This is a genomic window from Candidatus Pelagibacter sp. PS_43 (assembly GCF_059417795.1).
The window spans coordinates 488,878-503,685 of the sequence record NZ_CM182066.1 but is presented as its reverse complement, the minus strand read 5'-3'; the positions used below and the strand labels follow the sequence as shown (position 1 = coordinate 503,685).

The following is a 14,808-nucleotide window of genomic DNA, read 5'->3' as shown; positions in this document are numbered from 1 at the left end:
ATTAGATAATATTCTTTAATCAATTATAATTTAAAAGTGAAAAATTTAATTTTTTTACTTTTATTTATAACTCTTACTTCTTGTAGTGGCCAAGAATTAGGCTGGTTTATTCTTTCGCCCAATAATGTTGAAGGGTTAACAAATCTTAAATTTTTATTAAGTGGTTTAACTACAACAATTTATATTTCAGTAGTATCTATAATCATATCTGCAATATTAGGGTTTATTGTTGCAATTCCATCTTTAGCTAAAAATAGATTTTTAACATACATAAATGTTTGCTATGTAGAAATTGTAAGAGCTATACCCCTGCTTGTTTTAATTTTATGGATTTATTATGGACTTCCAATAATGACAGGAATAAGTTTTAGTCCCTTTGTATCTGGAATAATTGCACTTGCGATAAGTGAGAGTGCTTTTCAAGCAGAAATATTTAGAGCTGGTATAAACTCAATAAAAAAATCTCAGTGGGAAGCAGGGTCAACACTTGGATTAACTTTTTATCAAAGGTTAAGATTGGTCATCCTTCCTCAGGCAATTAAAAATATCTTACCTGCATTAGGCAATCAATTTGTATATGTATTAAAGATGTCTTCACTAGTTTCAATTATTGGTATTGGTGACTTAACAAGAAAGGCTAATGAATTAGTTGTGTCTACTTATAGACCATTAGAAATTTATACCTTCTTAATATTAGAATATTTAGTTTTGATCTTAATTGTCTCATTTTTTGTAAGAAAGTTTGAAAATCGCCTCAAAAGAGATGGTAATAATTAAGAATTAAGACTGTTAAAAAAAAGTAATCTTTAGGTTTAATTTTTTTTAGATTTTCTATAATCCCAAGGATAATCAAAACTCATAGACCACATGCCAATTTTATTTATTCTTGCATAGTCTTCATCTGCTATAAATTTTTTTGAATACTTTCTATAAGCAAAAGCATAACCTTTTCTTACAAGATAAGTTGATAGACTTTCTTTGTTTACAAAGCATTCAGCCAAGCTTCTTTTGTATTGATCTTGTCCCTCTACAATACACTCAACAGTATTATTTCCTATTTTATCAATAAGTATCTGCCTTGCGGTAATTCCACAGGGGTCACTAACACCAGCTTTCACACATGTTTGTTTTAATTCTGGAGTATCAATACCAGTAAATCTGATCTTTTCTCCATTAAGATGAATTGTATCTCCATCAACTATTTTAATAATTTGAGACTTAACTTGATTGTATGTTAAAAAAAATATTATTAAACTTATGCTAATAAGTAAAATGGCTTTTCTTTTGTTTAAAAACATTATTTAAAAAATATCCAATAAATATAATTACTGCAATACCCATAAACCAGTTTGTAGCCATGATTGTGTAAAAAATGTCTGCATAATCACCACCTCTAATATTAATTACATACCATAAAGACAAAAACGGAAAAGCTGTTAATCTCAAAATACTAAGGTAAAGACTAAAAATTGGTTTTTTTAGAGCCTGAAATACTGCTGTGGTAATAAAAAATACAGGATAAATTGGTGCAATTAAAGCAGCAATTTTTAGATAAATAGCTCCATGATAAATGGCTTCTTGGTTTTCTGTGAATAAAGAAACAAAGAAATCTGCTCCAAAAAACAAAATTACACCTGCAGCAGCCATAAAAGAACATCCAAAGGTTAAAGCTTTGGTATAAAGTTCACGAATACGATTGTACTTTTTTGCACCAAAGTTTTGTCCACCAATTGAAAGGACGGCTGTATTTAATCCAATTACAGGAAGTAAAAAAACTTGTTCTACTCTTAAAGCCGCACCATAACCAGCAGTAGCAAGATCTCCAAACTGTCCAATAAAATACAATATATTAAAGATACCCACACCAATAAAAAGCATGCTAATCATAATTGGAGTAGCTTGCATGAACAATTCTCTTAGGAGAATAAACTTAGGTATAAAACAATTTATTGATAAATATTTTTTTAATTTACAAGAATTGATTTTGTAAGCTAAATAAATAGTTCCAATTGTTTGAGATATGACAGTTGCAATAGCAAGTCCCCCTATTCCAAATGCAGGGATAATTCCATATCCCCAAATAAACAAAGGGTTTAAAAAAATGTTTAAAAAGAAACTAAAAATAAGTACATTTCTGTAACTCTTGGTATCACCCTGCGCATTCAAAGCTCCATTTAAAGAGATTTGAATCATCACAATAAACGTTCCATAAAAAATGATGTCTAAATACTCTCTAGTTAAAGCAATACCTGTTGCATCAGATCCCATAACGCTTAAAAGAAAATCAGCAGCGTTTAGTCCAAATAAAGTTACAACGATTGAAGTAACTAATGCAAAAATTATTGATTGAGCAATAAATAATGAAGCTTTATTTATTTTTTTTTCACCTAAAAGATTACCAATACATGAATTTGTTGCAGCCCCAATACCAACACCAACTGCAATAATTACAAAATATATTGGAAATGATTTAGCTATAGCACTTATAGCTTCAGCAGAAATTCTTCCTGCAAACCATGTATCAACTAAATTATAGAAAGTTTGAAATAAAGAACCTACACTAGCAGGTATCGTTACTTTTTGAAGTAGTGACCAAATTGGATCTTTTGTTAAGTTAATAGCTTTAGACAAATGATTTTCCTATTTAAATTCTTTTTGGAATTTATGCTTTGAACCAGCCTTTTTAGCAAGGTTTATTTGACTTTGTCTCATTCTAAATCTTTCTTTCTGAACGATTGTCAAACTATCATGACAATTTGGGCAAGAAACACCTTCTTCATACTTTTTAGACTTTTTATCTTTTGGAGAGACAGGTTTTCTACATCCACTACACATTGAATAACTGCCAACCTTTAATCCATGTTTAACACTAATTCGGTTATCAAAAACAAAGCATTCACCATTCCATAGACTTTCTTTTTTTTTAATATTTTTTAAATAATTTAAAATTCCACCTTTCAATTGATAAACATTTTTAAAACCTTTTTTTTCTAAAAATACTGTAGCTTTCTCACATCTGATTCCACCTGTACAAAACATCGCTATTGGCTTTGTTTTTTTTAACTTATTTAGGTATTTTGGAAATTCTCTAAAATTAGCAACATCAGGATTAACTGATCTTTTAAAGGTACCTACATTATATTCAAATGGTTTTCTTGAGTCTAAAACTAATGTGTTTTTATCATTAATTAACTTATTCCATTTTTTAGGATCTACATGATTATCTTTTTTATTTTTTGATGACAAAGAAAGACCCATGGGAACTACTTCTTTTTTAATTTTTACTTTTGGTTTGTGAAACGGTTGAAATTTACTTTTTGAAATATTTTCACTATCAAACTTTTTAAAATTTAATATCTTTTTAATCTTGGTAATAGTTGACTTTAGATCGTTAGCTTTTCCTGAGATGGTTGCATTTACACCTTCACTCGCTATAATTATTGTTCCTCGGATATTTTTTTTTATTAAATAATTCTGAAGTAAAACCTTATATTTTTTTAATGAGGTAAGTTTTTTAAATTTGTAAAATCCAAATACATCAAACATTACAACACTCTACAAACAGTCATTCCATCACCTAATGGTACAATGATTTGTTCCACTCTATTATCTTTTGCAACATAATCATTAAAGTCTCTAATATTTACAGTAAATTTATCTAAATTATTCTCATCTGCAACTTCACCGTGCCACAAAACATTATCTACAATAACCAATCCACCTTTATTCACTAATTTTAAAGATCTTTCGTAATATTCTTTATAATTCATTTTATCAGCATCAATAAAAACCATATCGAATTTATTATTCTTTAATTCTTCCAAAGTATCTAATGCAGGCTTAACAATTGTTTGAATTTTATTGTCCAGATTAGCTTTCTTAAAAAAACTTACTGCAATCTTGTTAGTCTCTTCATTTTTATCAAGAGCTATAAGTTTACCATTCTCTGGTAATGCTAAAGCAATTGAAAGCGCACTTAACCCAGTAAAAGTACCAATCTCAAGAACATTTCTAATGTTAGAGGTTTTTATAATTAAATGAAGAAAATGACACTGAGATGTTGCTACTTGCATTCTCTTAACGTCACCAAGTGATTTGTTATAATCGATGATTTCTTGCTGGATGGGATTTAACTTTAAACTAAAATCATTTATATATTTTTCAAGCTTTTCAGTAATTCTAATTGCTTTACCCATGGTATTTTAAGTCCTTTGTGTCTATTAATTTCGCCACGAGAACATTAAAGAATTTCATTGGTGTTTTTGCTAATATTAATAATTGTACAAAGTAAATAAGTAAAAATTTTTTAATTTTTTTTTTCATTAGTTAATTTATTAACAATTAAGCTAATATATCTTATTTTATTATAAGAAAGGTTAATGCTAGATGGCAAGTAAATTCCATACTTACTTAATATATTTGAAAATGGGAATTTATCATTTTTATTTGAAGATATTTTTTTTTTAATATTGGTTGCTTATGCATTGGCCAAAAAAAAGGTCTTGTTTCTATTTTATGTTTCTTAAGTTCTTCTGCTAATTTCTTTGCATCTTTTTTTGCACCATTTAAAATTAATAAACCATTAACCCAATAAATATTTTCAAGGTTATTTTTTTTTGGTTCTGGAAAATAAATATTTTTATTATTTTTTAAATATTTATAATATGTCTTACCTACAAAAATTTTTTTATTAACAATACTTTTTAATCTATTTAATTGTGATAAGCCAAGCGATGCCTGAATATTTGTAAATCTATAATTCCATCCGACATCTGAATTCAAAAACCGTCTATCATTTTTACCGAAACAAAGATTTTTTAATGATTTGCATTTTTCATAAATCTTAGAATCATTTGTTAAAATCATTCCACCTTCACCTGTGGTAACATGTTTGTTTGCATAAAAACTAAATGTAGAAATATCTCCAAAAGAACCACACATCTTATTTTTATATTTTAAACCAATTACTTCTGCGGCATCTTCAATGATTTTAATATTTTTTTTTTTACAAATTCTAATTATTTTATCAATTTCTAAAGGATAGTTATAAATATGTGTAGCTATTATTGCTTTAGTTTTTTTTGTAATTTTTTTTTTATTTGATCAATATTCATATTCCAATTAAAATGATCGCAATCAACAAGCACTGGAGTGGCATTTAATTTTATTACTGCTAAAGCTGTTGATATAATAGTAAAATTAGGAATTATAACTTCATCATTTTTTCCAATACAAAGCGCTTTTAATGCTATTTCTAAAGCTGCAGTCCCATTTGAAACAGTTGTTGCATATTTTTTATTAATAATTTTTGCAAATTTTTTTTCAAATTTATTAATTTCATTTCCTGTTGAGCTAATCCAACCAGATTTTACAGTTTTATAAACTGATTTTGCGTCTGAACTTGTAACTACAGGCTCATTTACAGGTATAAATTTATATGATTTAGGTAACATAATTTTTTATGCCTATTTGATGATCTTCTTTTTAATTTTAGAAGAAAAAATTATCTTATCTTTTACTTCATTGTAAGGACCTTGCTTTACCTCTATAATTTTAGCATTTTGAATAATTTCAAATCCATGACCTCCATCTATAAATATTATAATTTTATTTTTATTTAAAATTTTACTAAAAAGGTATTTTTTTTGTTTATCAAAGAAATCAACTCTTACCTTTCCTTCCAATATAATTAAAACCTCTGTTGTATAGATTATTTTTCTTGGGTTTTTGAAATGAATATGAGGATTAATTATATGACCCTTCTTATGATTTAATATCCCAACTTGTTGAGTAATATCTTTAGGCGTGCAAAAATTAACCCCATTTTTATTTGATATTTTAATAATATATGCAAAAATATTATTCTTGTATTTAATTAGTTTAACCATATTACGATATTATAATGCCAATAAATTTAAATAACACATATTCAATAATACTTCCAACTTATAATGAAGCTGGACATATTCAGGATTTAATTCAAGATATACATAATATTTTTACAAAAAAAAAAATTCAGTTTGAAATTATCGTTGTCGATGATGGATCAAAAGATGGTACTATAAAAAAGATCAACCAATTAAAAACCTCAATTAATAACCTAAGTTTGATTGTTAGAACCAATTATAAGAATAGTTTAGTTAATTCATTAAATGAAGGTATTAAACAATCAAAATTTGATTATGTTATTTGGCTTGATGCAGATTATTCTCATCCACCTAAGTATATTAATGAAATGATTAATAAAATGAATGAACATAATTATGATCTGATTTTTTTTTCAAGATTTTTAGAAGAAAGCAAAAGATATTTTCAAAATAAAAAGTATTCAGCTCAAACAATTGATAAATTAAGTATATATTTAAATAAATTATGTAATTTTTTTTTATTTAAAGATTTATATGATTACACTAGTGGTTTTATATTAATTAAAAAAACTTTTTTGGAAAATCATAAATTAAAAGGTTATTATGGTGATTATTTTATAAGATTATTAGTAGATGCAAAAATGAATAATTTAAAAATTATTGAATTACCATATGTTGAATTAGATAGAAGAAGTGGTGTGTCAAAAACTACGAGCAATAAACTTGATTTAATTATAAAATGTTTTTTTTATTTAATTTCAATTAAAATTAATTTTTTAAGAAAATTCAAAATTTTTTAAGTGCTAATGTGTAAAAAAAATTTTTTTTATATGTCTTATATTCATTATTTTGATAATATTTTTTGGCAAAGATATTAGAATTTCTATATATCACGTAAATACCTTTATATTCATTTTTAATAACAATTTTATGAACATAATTAATAAATTCATATTTTCTTTTTCTATCAATAAATTTTAAATTCAAATTTACAAAGTGAAATAACTGTAAATAATCTTTTGGAGGACTAATGTTCTTAAATAAATTAATAGGGTTAATGATAAAAATTATAAATTTTAAAGGATTTTTTAAAAAAAACTTTAAAAAGTTTTTTCTTAGATAAACTTCATTTTCTTTATTTAGATATGTTAATAAACAATTAATTTCATTGTTGACAAAATTTATATATATAAATTTTTTGTTGTAATTGAAATATATTTTTTTAAATTCATTGAAACTAAAAAGGTTAAAAATAGAATGTTTTAAATTTTTTATTATAAAGTTGAATATATTTTTTTTAAGCTCTATATCTTTATCTAAATCTTCATTCAAAAAATTTTTAAACTTCATTATGAATAATAATACAATGCAAATAAATAGAATGAAGAAAAATATATTGTTGGGATTACAACATACTTTTTATCTAAAAAATTTATATTAATATCTTTATCAAAACTTAATAAAGAAAATAATATTATCATAAATAATGGATCATAATACTTTTGATAAAGAGTAGGCAAAGGATAAAGCAAAAAAAGTAAAATTATTACAATATAATTGCTAATTTTTTTATCCAAAAAACAAAATAATAAAACTAAAGAAATAATTGAAAATAAAAAAAATAATTCAGGAATATTTAGAAAGTTAACAAATAATTTATAAAATGCACCTCCTCCAAATCCATGAGTAGAATATGAGTAATCTAAAATAAAATAGTTAACTAAAAAAATTAATAAAATTAATATTAAAATTTCTTTTAGATTAGTTTTTAATCTAAATATTATTTTTTTAAAAATTATTTTAGAAATTATAAAAGGAAATAAATAAAACAAAATTAAATTTAAATATATTGTGATATTTAATAAAAAATTAATTCTATCTATAGAATTAGTAACAATATAATAAGATATATGTTCATAATAAATTGCATAATATAATATTGGTATTGATAATAAAAAGTTTATAAGCAAAACAATGAATATTATTCTTAATTCTGAATTTAAAAATAAATAATAAAGATAAAAAAAAATAAACAATATAAAATTTTGTCTAAGATAGGCAGCTAGTGCTAAAAAAATAAAACACTTTAGTATATGGTTTATATTCTTTGATTTAAATTTTTCAGTTTTAAAAAAATAATAAATTGAAAGAGAAAGTAATATTAATGTTAAATTGTCATTAGTTAACCATACAGCTGAGGATCTGAAGTATGGAGATAAAAAAATTAATAAACTAATTATAAATAATATATTTTTATCACTACTTTTAAATTTTAATTTTAAAATTTTATAAAACACAACTGGTAATGTTAATGATATCAATAAATAAAAAAATCTTAAAATCTCTAAGCTAAATAAATTAAGTAATTTTCCTAATATAATATAAAAAAAAGGTAAGTGCGGATTTGTCTTTGGATCGTATATTAATAAATTTTCTTTAATATTGTTTGAAAATAATAATATATATTCACTAGTTACTAAATGATCATATTTAGCACCACCAGCTGAATTTTCACCAATAAAAAAAGAAACGAAGAGAGTTGTTGAAAAAAATGAAAACAATAAATTTCTAGAAATATTATCTTGATTAATCATATTTAAAATTGTTAAATTTTTATTATTAAAACTTTGTTGAGATATTTTTATCTAGATTTCATTCTTTATATCCATGTTTAAAGTCTAAAAAAATAGACTAACTAAATTTATAATATCTATTAAAAGTTCCATTTTTTTACTCTATAATATTATCTCTTTGGGTACCAGTTTGTTACTAGTCTGCTCAATTTAATTAAACCTTATTTTCTAATCTTAATAGTAATGAAAGCTAAGTTAAAGTTATATTATTTAATAAGATGTTCATGTTGTCTTGGATTACTATGGACTGACTTAATCTTCTACCGACAATCTTTTAAGTACTTTATGTCTACCTATTATAGGGCTATTGAAGTTTTTTCTTTAATATTTCGTTTATTAGCTGTGGATTAGCTTTACCACCAGAAACCTTCATTGCCTGCCCTACAAAGAAACCAAATAGTTTTTCTTTACCCTGTTTATATTCAATAGCTTTTTCTCTATTGGTATCAATTATTTTATCTATTAACGCTTCTAAAGCTTTTGGGTCACTTTCTTGTTTTAAACCTTTTTCTTCGACAATTATTTGAGGATCTTTATCATTATCTATCATTAATTCAAAAATTGACTTGGCTATTTTTCCAGAAATAGTTCCATTTTTAATTAAGTTGATAAGTTTAGCTAAATTTTTTGCACTTACTGGACTTTCTGAAATTTCCAAGTTTCTATTATTTAGAACTGCAAATAACTCACCAGTAATCCAATTAACTGCTAACTTCATATCTTTGTTCTTGCCCATTTTGGCAACAACTTCCTCAAAATATTTTGCTATATCAATGTCAGAAACTAATATTGTAGCTTCATAGGAAGAAATCTTAAATTCATCAATAAATCTTTTTTTCTTATCATCAGGAAGTTCTGGAATATTACTTTTAAGTTTTTCAATAAATTCATCTGATACTTCTAATGGTAATAAATCTGGGTCTGGAAAATATCTATAATCATGAGCATCTTCTTTTGATCTCATTGATCTAGTCTCATTCTTTTTAGTGTCAAACAATCTTGTTTCTTGATCAATTGATTTTCCTTCTTCAATTAAATCAACCTGTCTATTTGCTTCATAATTTATTGCCATTTGCATAAATTTAATTGAATTTACATTTTTAATTTCACAACGTGTCCCTAGTTCTTTAGAATCTTTCAATCGTACAGAAACATTTACATCTGCTCTTAAAGAACCTTCTTGCATGTTTCCATCACAAGTACCTAAGTACCTCATAATTGATCTTAGCTTTTTAATATAAGCACTCACCTCATCGGGTGATCTTAAATCAGGTTTGCTCACAATTTCCATTAATGCTACTCCTGATCTATTTAAATCTACTAATGTATTTTGTGGATCCATATCATGTATACTTTTTCCAGCGTCTTGCTCTAAATGAAGTCTTTCTATACCAACTTCTTTTTGACCATCTGGCATATCAAGTATTACAGTGCCCTCACCTACTATGGGATATTTAAACTGAGATATTTGATACCCTTGTGGAAGATCTGCATAAAAATAATTTTTTCGATCAAAAACTGATCTTTTATTAATTTGAGCTTTTAATCCAATGCCAGTTTTAATTGCTTGTTGAACACAAAATTCATTAATAACCGGTAACATTCCAGGAAAGGCAGCATCTACTAAACTTACTTGTGTATTGGGCTCAGCTCCAAAAGTTGTTGATGATGATGAAAATAATTTGGAATTTGAGGTTACTTGTGCATGGACTTCAAGACCAATGACTACCTCATAGATGTTGTCTCCTCTTTCAACCAGATATTCTGATTTATCTTTTGACATTTACTTAATCCACCAATCTGTAATATTATTTTTAAATTGAATTTTTTCTTCCATTGCATAAGCAATGTTTAATATTTTTTGTTCATCAAAGGCTTTTCCAATAATTTGAAGTCCTAACGGGTAACCCTTTGCATCCAAACCTGCTGGTATAGAAATTGCAGGTAAACCAGCTAGATTAACTGGTACTGTAAATATATCGTTTAAATACATCGAAATTGGATCGTTAGTTTTTTCCCCAATCTTAAAAGCAGCACTGGGTGTTGAGGGGGTTAAAATTGCATCAACCTTTTTATACGCATCATCAAAATCATTTTTAATTAATTTTCTAACTTTTTGTGCTTTTAAATAATATGCATCATAGTAACCTGATGACAAAACATAAGTTCCAATCATTATTCTTCTTTGAACCTCACTACCAAAACCTTCTGATCTAGTTCTCTCATACATATCAATAAGATTTTCACCATTAGACCTAAAACCATATTTTACACCATCGTATCTTGCTAAGTTTGAAGACGCCTCTGCAGGAGCTACAATATAATAAGTTGGTAAAGCATAGTTCGTATGTGGCAGCGTAATTTCTATAATTTCTGCACCACAATCTTTTATATACTCAATCCCTTTAGACCATAAATCTTCAATTTCTTTAGGCATGCCATCAACTCTATATTCTTTAGGAATTCCAATTTTCATATCTTTAATATTGTTTGTTAACTCCTTGCTGTACTCATTTCTTTTAAAGTTTATTGATGTTGAGTCTTTTTCATCGTAGGTACTAATAACTTCTTGAAGCAAAGCACAATCTTTTACATTTTTAGACATTGGACCTGCTTGATCTAAAGAAGATGCAAAAGCAACTATCCCATATCTTGAGCAGCTTCCATAAGTTGGTTTTAATCCTACAGTTCCTGTAAATGATGCTGGCTGTCTAATAGAACCTCCTGTATCAGTACCAATTGTAATTGGAGTTAAGTTAGCAGCTAAAGCTGATGCTGAACCACCAGATGAACCACCAGGGACAAGATCTTTATCTATTGGACTTTGAACATTTCCAAAAAAACTTGTTTCATTAGAAGATCCCATTGCAAATTCATCACAATTTAACTTACCAAGTAAAATGGCACCTTCGTTCCAAATATTCTGAGTGACTGTTGACTCGTATGTTGGAATGAAATTGCTTAACATCTTGCTTCCCGCAGTTGTTTTTACTCCATTAGTGCAAAATAAATCTTTAACTGCCATGGGGACCCCAGGTAGTTTTAAATCAAAATTTGGTTTTTGGTCAAAAATTTTTGACTTTTTGAGAGCATTAGAAAAATCTTCAGTAATATATGTATTTAAATCTTGAGATTTTTCTCCTCTTTCTATGTAAGCTTTTGTAGTTTCTTCTGAGGATAGTTTTTTATCTTTAATATTTTTTACTAATTCAGACAATGTTAATGAAGTAATATTAGTCATTATTCAACAACTCTTGGTACGACAAAAAAATCTTCATTTTCATCAGGTGAATTTTTCAATATTTGCTCTCTAATATTTTCACTTTTAACTTCATCAGATCTTAATTTTAAAGTTATTTCAGCAACAGAGGTTAAAGGTTCAATATTTTCAGTGTCAAGTTCATTTAATTTTTCTATAAAATCAAATATCGAATTCAGGTCTCCAGCCAATTTTTTAGCTTTACTTTCTTCTACAGAAATCCTTGATAATTTTGATATGTGCTTTATTGTTTTAAGATCAATAGTCATGTGATAATTAAATATGTCGGCAAACTATCACTTAAGTTTAAAATATACAATATGATCACAATTGAAGAATTCAAATTAAAACAAGCAAATAAAGTCAGATTTATTGGTTTAGATTTGGGTTCTAAAAGAATTGGTGTATCCATATGTGATGAGAGGCAATCAATTGCCACACCATTTAAAACTATCGATAAAACAAACACCAATGAACTAATCGACCAACTTAAAATTATTATCAAAGAAAACAATATTGGAGGGATAATTATTGGGAACCCTGTCAATATGGACGGTAGCATGGGCAGATCAGCTCAATCTGTTAATGATGTAGCTTTAAATATATCTAAATCAATTAATCTGCCAGTGATACTATGGGATGAAAGACTTTCAACGGTTGGGGCATTTAATATTTCTAGTTTATTGGATGTTAATGTATCTAAAAGAGTAAAAACTATAGATCAAAATGCTGCTGCCTTTATTTTACAAGGGGCAATAGATTATTTGAATAATTAATACTTGCCATAGTGCCTATTAATAGTTATAGAGTTAATTTTAATGGCAAGTAAAACAAATAAAGCTATTAAAATCTCTCAAAAACACCTCCTAGGTATTCAAGATTTATCCATCAATGATGTCAATCTAATTTTAGATGAAGCAAAATCATTTATTAAATTAAATCAAAGTAAAAGCAAAAAAACAAATATTTTAAATGGTAAGACACAAATCAATTTATTTTTTGAACCTTCTACAAGAACACAAAGTTCGTTTGAACTAGCTGGTAAAAGACTTGGTGCAGATGTCATGTCTATGAATATGGCAAATTCTGCAATTAAAAAAGGTGAAACGCTTATAGACACAGCAATGACCTTGAATGCAATGCATCCTGATATTATTGTTATTAGACATCAAGACTCTGGAGCATGTAATCTTTTGTCTCAAAAAGTAAATTGTGCTGTACTTAATGCTGGTGATGGAAGTCGTGAACACCCTACTCAAGCTTTATTAGATGCTTTAACAATTATAAATAGAAAAGAAAAAATTGAAGGTTTGAGGATAGCAATTTGTGGTGACATAACACATTCACGTGTTGCAAGATCAAATATTTATCTGCTCAATATGTTAGGGGCAGAAGTTAATATTATTGCACCATCTAATTTAATGCCAAAAGAGATAGAAAAATTTGGTGTAAATACTTTTACAGACATGAAAAAAGGATTAAAGGACTGTGACATTGTGATGATGTTAAGATTACAAAATGAAAGAATGACTAGCTCATTTTTATCTTCAAATAGAGAATACTATGAATATTATGGATTAACTCCTGACAAACTATTACATGCAAAAGATGATGCATTAATAATGCATCCAGGGCCAATGAATAGAGGTATTGAAATAGATACAAAGTTAGCTGACGATATCAACAGGAGTGTAATTAAAGAACAAGTTGAGCTTGGGGTGGCAGTAAGAATGGCTTGTTTAAAAATATTTTGTGAATAAATGAAAAAACAATACTTTATAAATGCTAATATAATTGATCCTCATAATTCAATTAATGAAAATGGTGGAATGATTATTGCTGAAGATGGTTCTGTTGAAGCTATTGGCAAAAAAGTAAACACAAACAATATACCTTCAAGAGAAAAGATTATTGATTTAAAGGGAAAATATATATTTCCAGGCTTAGTAGATATGCGAGTTTTTGCAGGTGAGCCAGGTTATGAATACAAGGAAAATTTTAGAACCTTAAGTAATGCGGCTCTTGCTGGTGGCGTAACTTCAGTTGTCACTATGCCAAACACAGATCCTATTATAGATAATGTTTCAATTGTAGATTTTTTAAAAAGACGTGGAAGAGATAAATCTAAAATTAACGTGTTTCCTAGTGCAGCCCTTACAAAAAACATTGAAGGAATTACAATGACAGAATTTGGTTTACTTCAAAGCAGAGGTATAATTGGATTTACAGATGGTATAAAAACTATTCAAAATACTAGATTAATGTCTCGTATAATGAATTCTGCTAAAGATCTTGGGACTTTAATTATGCAGCATGCTGAAGACTATGAGTTATCTAAAAATGGAATGATCAATTCAGGAATTATTGCAACAAAACTAGGACTATCAGGAATATCTTCGGTGGCTGAAAGAATAATTATAGAGAGAGATCTAACGTTACTAGAAAATATAAAGTGTAGATATCATATATCACAAGTATCTGCTGCAAAATCAATTGAAATAATTAAAGAAAGAAAAGAAAAAGTTAAATTTACAACTGGTGTTTCTATAAACAATCTTTCATTAAATGAAAATGATATTGGGGATTTCAGAACCTTCTTAAAATTATCACCACCATTAAGAACAGAAGAAGATAGAATTGGGCTTGTGCAAGGTTTAAAGGATGGTGCTATTGATGTAATTGTTTCAGATCATAAGCCTGAAGATGAAGAGCAAAAAAGATTAACATTTGCTCAAGCAGCTACTGGTGCATCAGGTATTGAAACACTACTTTCATTAAGTTTAGAATTATATCATAACGGATCAGTAAAATTAGAAACTATAATTAAAGCACTTACATCAAACCCAGCTAAAATATTAAAAATAAACAAAGGTAATCTTTCAGTCGGAAATGAAGCTGATTTTTGTATAGTTGATATTGATAAACCGTGGATTGTAAAAAAAGAAAAACTGATATCAAAATCTAAAAATACTTCGATAGAAGATAAAAAACTCCAAGGTAAAGTAACAAATACATTTGTAAAAGGTGAAGAACTATTTAAATTATAATA

At 26.8% G+C, this 14,808-nt stretch carries 15 protein-coding genes and 1 pseudogene; 5 read left to right on the top strand and 11 right to left on the bottom strand.

The window, feature by feature from the left end:
- Positions 1-36 precede the first annotated feature (36 nt).
- Positions 37-777, top strand: coding sequence for an amino acid ABC transporter permease (locus tag AC5SLL_RS02745; RefSeq protein WP_494573638.1), 741 nt, complete (start codon positions 37-39; stop codon positions 775-777).
- A 35-nt stretch (positions 778-812) separates the two neighbouring features.
- On the opposite strand, the gene AC5SLL_RS02740 is transcribed toward AC5SLL_RS02745, so the two are convergent.
- The 6 genes and pseudogenes from AC5SLL_RS02740 to AC5SLL_RS02715 all read right to left on the bottom strand — a co-directional run bounded on the left by AC5SLL_RS02740 (position 813) and on the right by AC5SLL_RS02715 (position 5,888).
- Positions 813-1,298: a thermonuclease family protein gene (locus AC5SLL_RS02740; RefSeq protein ID WP_494586962.1), complete on the bottom strand. Its 486-nt coding sequence runs from the start codon at positions 1,296-1,298 to the stop codon at positions 813-815.
- The gene (locus tag AC5SLL_RS02735; protein ID WP_494586961.1) at positions 1,261-2,631 is read right to left on the bottom strand and encodes an MATE family efflux transporter; all 1,371 of its coding nucleotides are present in this window, start codon (positions 2,629-2,631) and stop codon (positions 1,261-1,263) included. The genes AC5SLL_RS02740 and AC5SLL_RS02735 overlap by 38 nt, the downstream gene beginning before the upstream one ends.
- A gap of 9 nt (positions 2,632-2,640) precedes the next feature.
- Positions 2,641-3,546: an oxygen-dependent tRNA uridine(34) hydroxylase TrhO gene (trhO, locus tag AC5SLL_RS02730; RefSeq protein ID WP_494586960.1), complete on the bottom strand. Its 906-nt coding sequence runs from the start codon at positions 3,544-3,546 to the stop codon at positions 2,641-2,643.
- Entirely contained in the window at positions 3,546-4,196 is a 651-nt protein-coding gene (locus tag AC5SLL_RS02725) for an O-methyltransferase (protein WP_494586959.1), read from the bottom strand. Before AC5SLL_RS02725 ends, trhO begins: the two co-directional genes overlap by 1 nt.
- Positions 4,197-4,410: 214 nt before the next feature.
- A pseudogene (locus AC5SLL_RS02720) lies at positions 4,411-5,453 on the bottom strand (DegT/DnrJ/EryC1/StrS family aminotransferase).
- A gap of 12 nt (positions 5,454-5,465) precedes the next feature.
- Positions 5,466-5,888, bottom strand: coding sequence for a cupin domain-containing protein (locus AC5SLL_RS02715; RefSeq protein ID WP_494586958.1), 423 nt, complete (start codon positions 5,886-5,888; stop codon positions 5,466-5,468).
- 14 nt (positions 5,889-5,902) lie between these two features.
- On the opposite strand from AC5SLL_RS02715, the gene AC5SLL_RS02710 reads away from it, so the two are divergent.
- Entirely contained in the window at positions 5,903-6,667 is a 765-nt protein-coding gene (locus AC5SLL_RS02710; RefSeq protein ID WP_494586957.1) for a glycosyltransferase, read from the top strand.
- Here the strand turns inward: AC5SLL_RS02710 and AC5SLL_RS02705 are convergent.
- From AC5SLL_RS02705 to gatC, 5 genes are all read right to left on the bottom strand, one after another.
- A complete protein-coding gene (locus AC5SLL_RS02705) occupies positions 6,654-7,217 on the bottom strand; it encodes a hypothetical protein (protein ID WP_494586956.1) in 564 nt (187 codons plus the stop codon). The genes AC5SLL_RS02710 and AC5SLL_RS02705 overlap by 14 nt on opposite strands.
- On the bottom strand, positions 7,217-8,461 hold the full coding sequence (locus tag AC5SLL_RS02700) for a hypothetical protein (RefSeq protein ID WP_494586955.1): 1,245 nt from the start codon (positions 8,459-8,461) through the stop codon (positions 7,217-7,219). The genes AC5SLL_RS02705 and AC5SLL_RS02700 overlap by 1 nt, the downstream gene beginning before the upstream one ends.
- Positions 8,462-8,804: 343 nt before the next feature.
- Positions 8,805-10,283 carry an Asp-tRNA(Asn)/Glu-tRNA(Gln) amidotransferase subunit GatB gene (gene gatB / locus AC5SLL_RS02695; protein ID WP_494586954.1) on the bottom strand — a complete coding sequence of 493 codons (1,479 nt, stop codon included), beginning with the start codon at positions 10,281-10,283 and terminating at the stop codon, positions 8,805-8,807.
- Positions 10,284-11,741, bottom strand: coding sequence for an Asp-tRNA(Asn)/Glu-tRNA(Gln) amidotransferase subunit GatA (gatA, locus tag AC5SLL_RS02690; protein WP_494586953.1), 1,458 nt, complete (start codon positions 11,739-11,741; stop codon positions 10,284-10,286).
- Positions 11,741-12,028 (bottom strand): Asp-tRNA(Asn)/Glu-tRNA(Gln) amidotransferase subunit GatC, encoded by a 288-nt coding sequence (gene gatC, locus AC5SLL_RS02685; RefSeq protein ID WP_494580767.1) that lies wholly within the window; start codon positions 12,026-12,028, stop codon positions 11,741-11,743. Before gatC ends, gatA begins: the two co-directional genes overlap by 1 nt.
- A 51-nt stretch (positions 12,029-12,079) precedes the next feature.
- Here gatC and ruvX point away from each other — a divergent pair, with 51 nt between their 5' ends.
- Genes ruvX through pyrC form a run of 3 tightly spaced genes read left to right on the top strand, consistent with a single transcriptional unit; the run spans position 12,080 to position 14,806 of the window.
- Positions 12,080-12,535, top strand: coding sequence for a Holliday junction resolvase RuvX (gene ruvX / locus AC5SLL_RS02680; protein WP_494586952.1), 456 nt, complete (start codon positions 12,080-12,082; stop codon positions 12,533-12,535).
- 42 nt (positions 12,536-12,577) lie between these two features.
- Positions 12,578-13,519, top strand: a complete 942-nt coding sequence (locus AC5SLL_RS02675) for an aspartate carbamoyltransferase catalytic subunit (RefSeq protein WP_494580769.1) — start codon at positions 12,578-12,580, stop codon at positions 13,517-13,519.
- Positions 13,520-14,806: a dihydroorotase gene (gene pyrC, locus AC5SLL_RS02670; RefSeq protein WP_494586951.1), complete on the top strand. Its 1,287-nt coding sequence runs from the start codon at positions 13,520-13,522 to the stop codon at positions 14,804-14,806.
- Positions 14,807-14,808 lie beyond the last annotated feature (2 nt).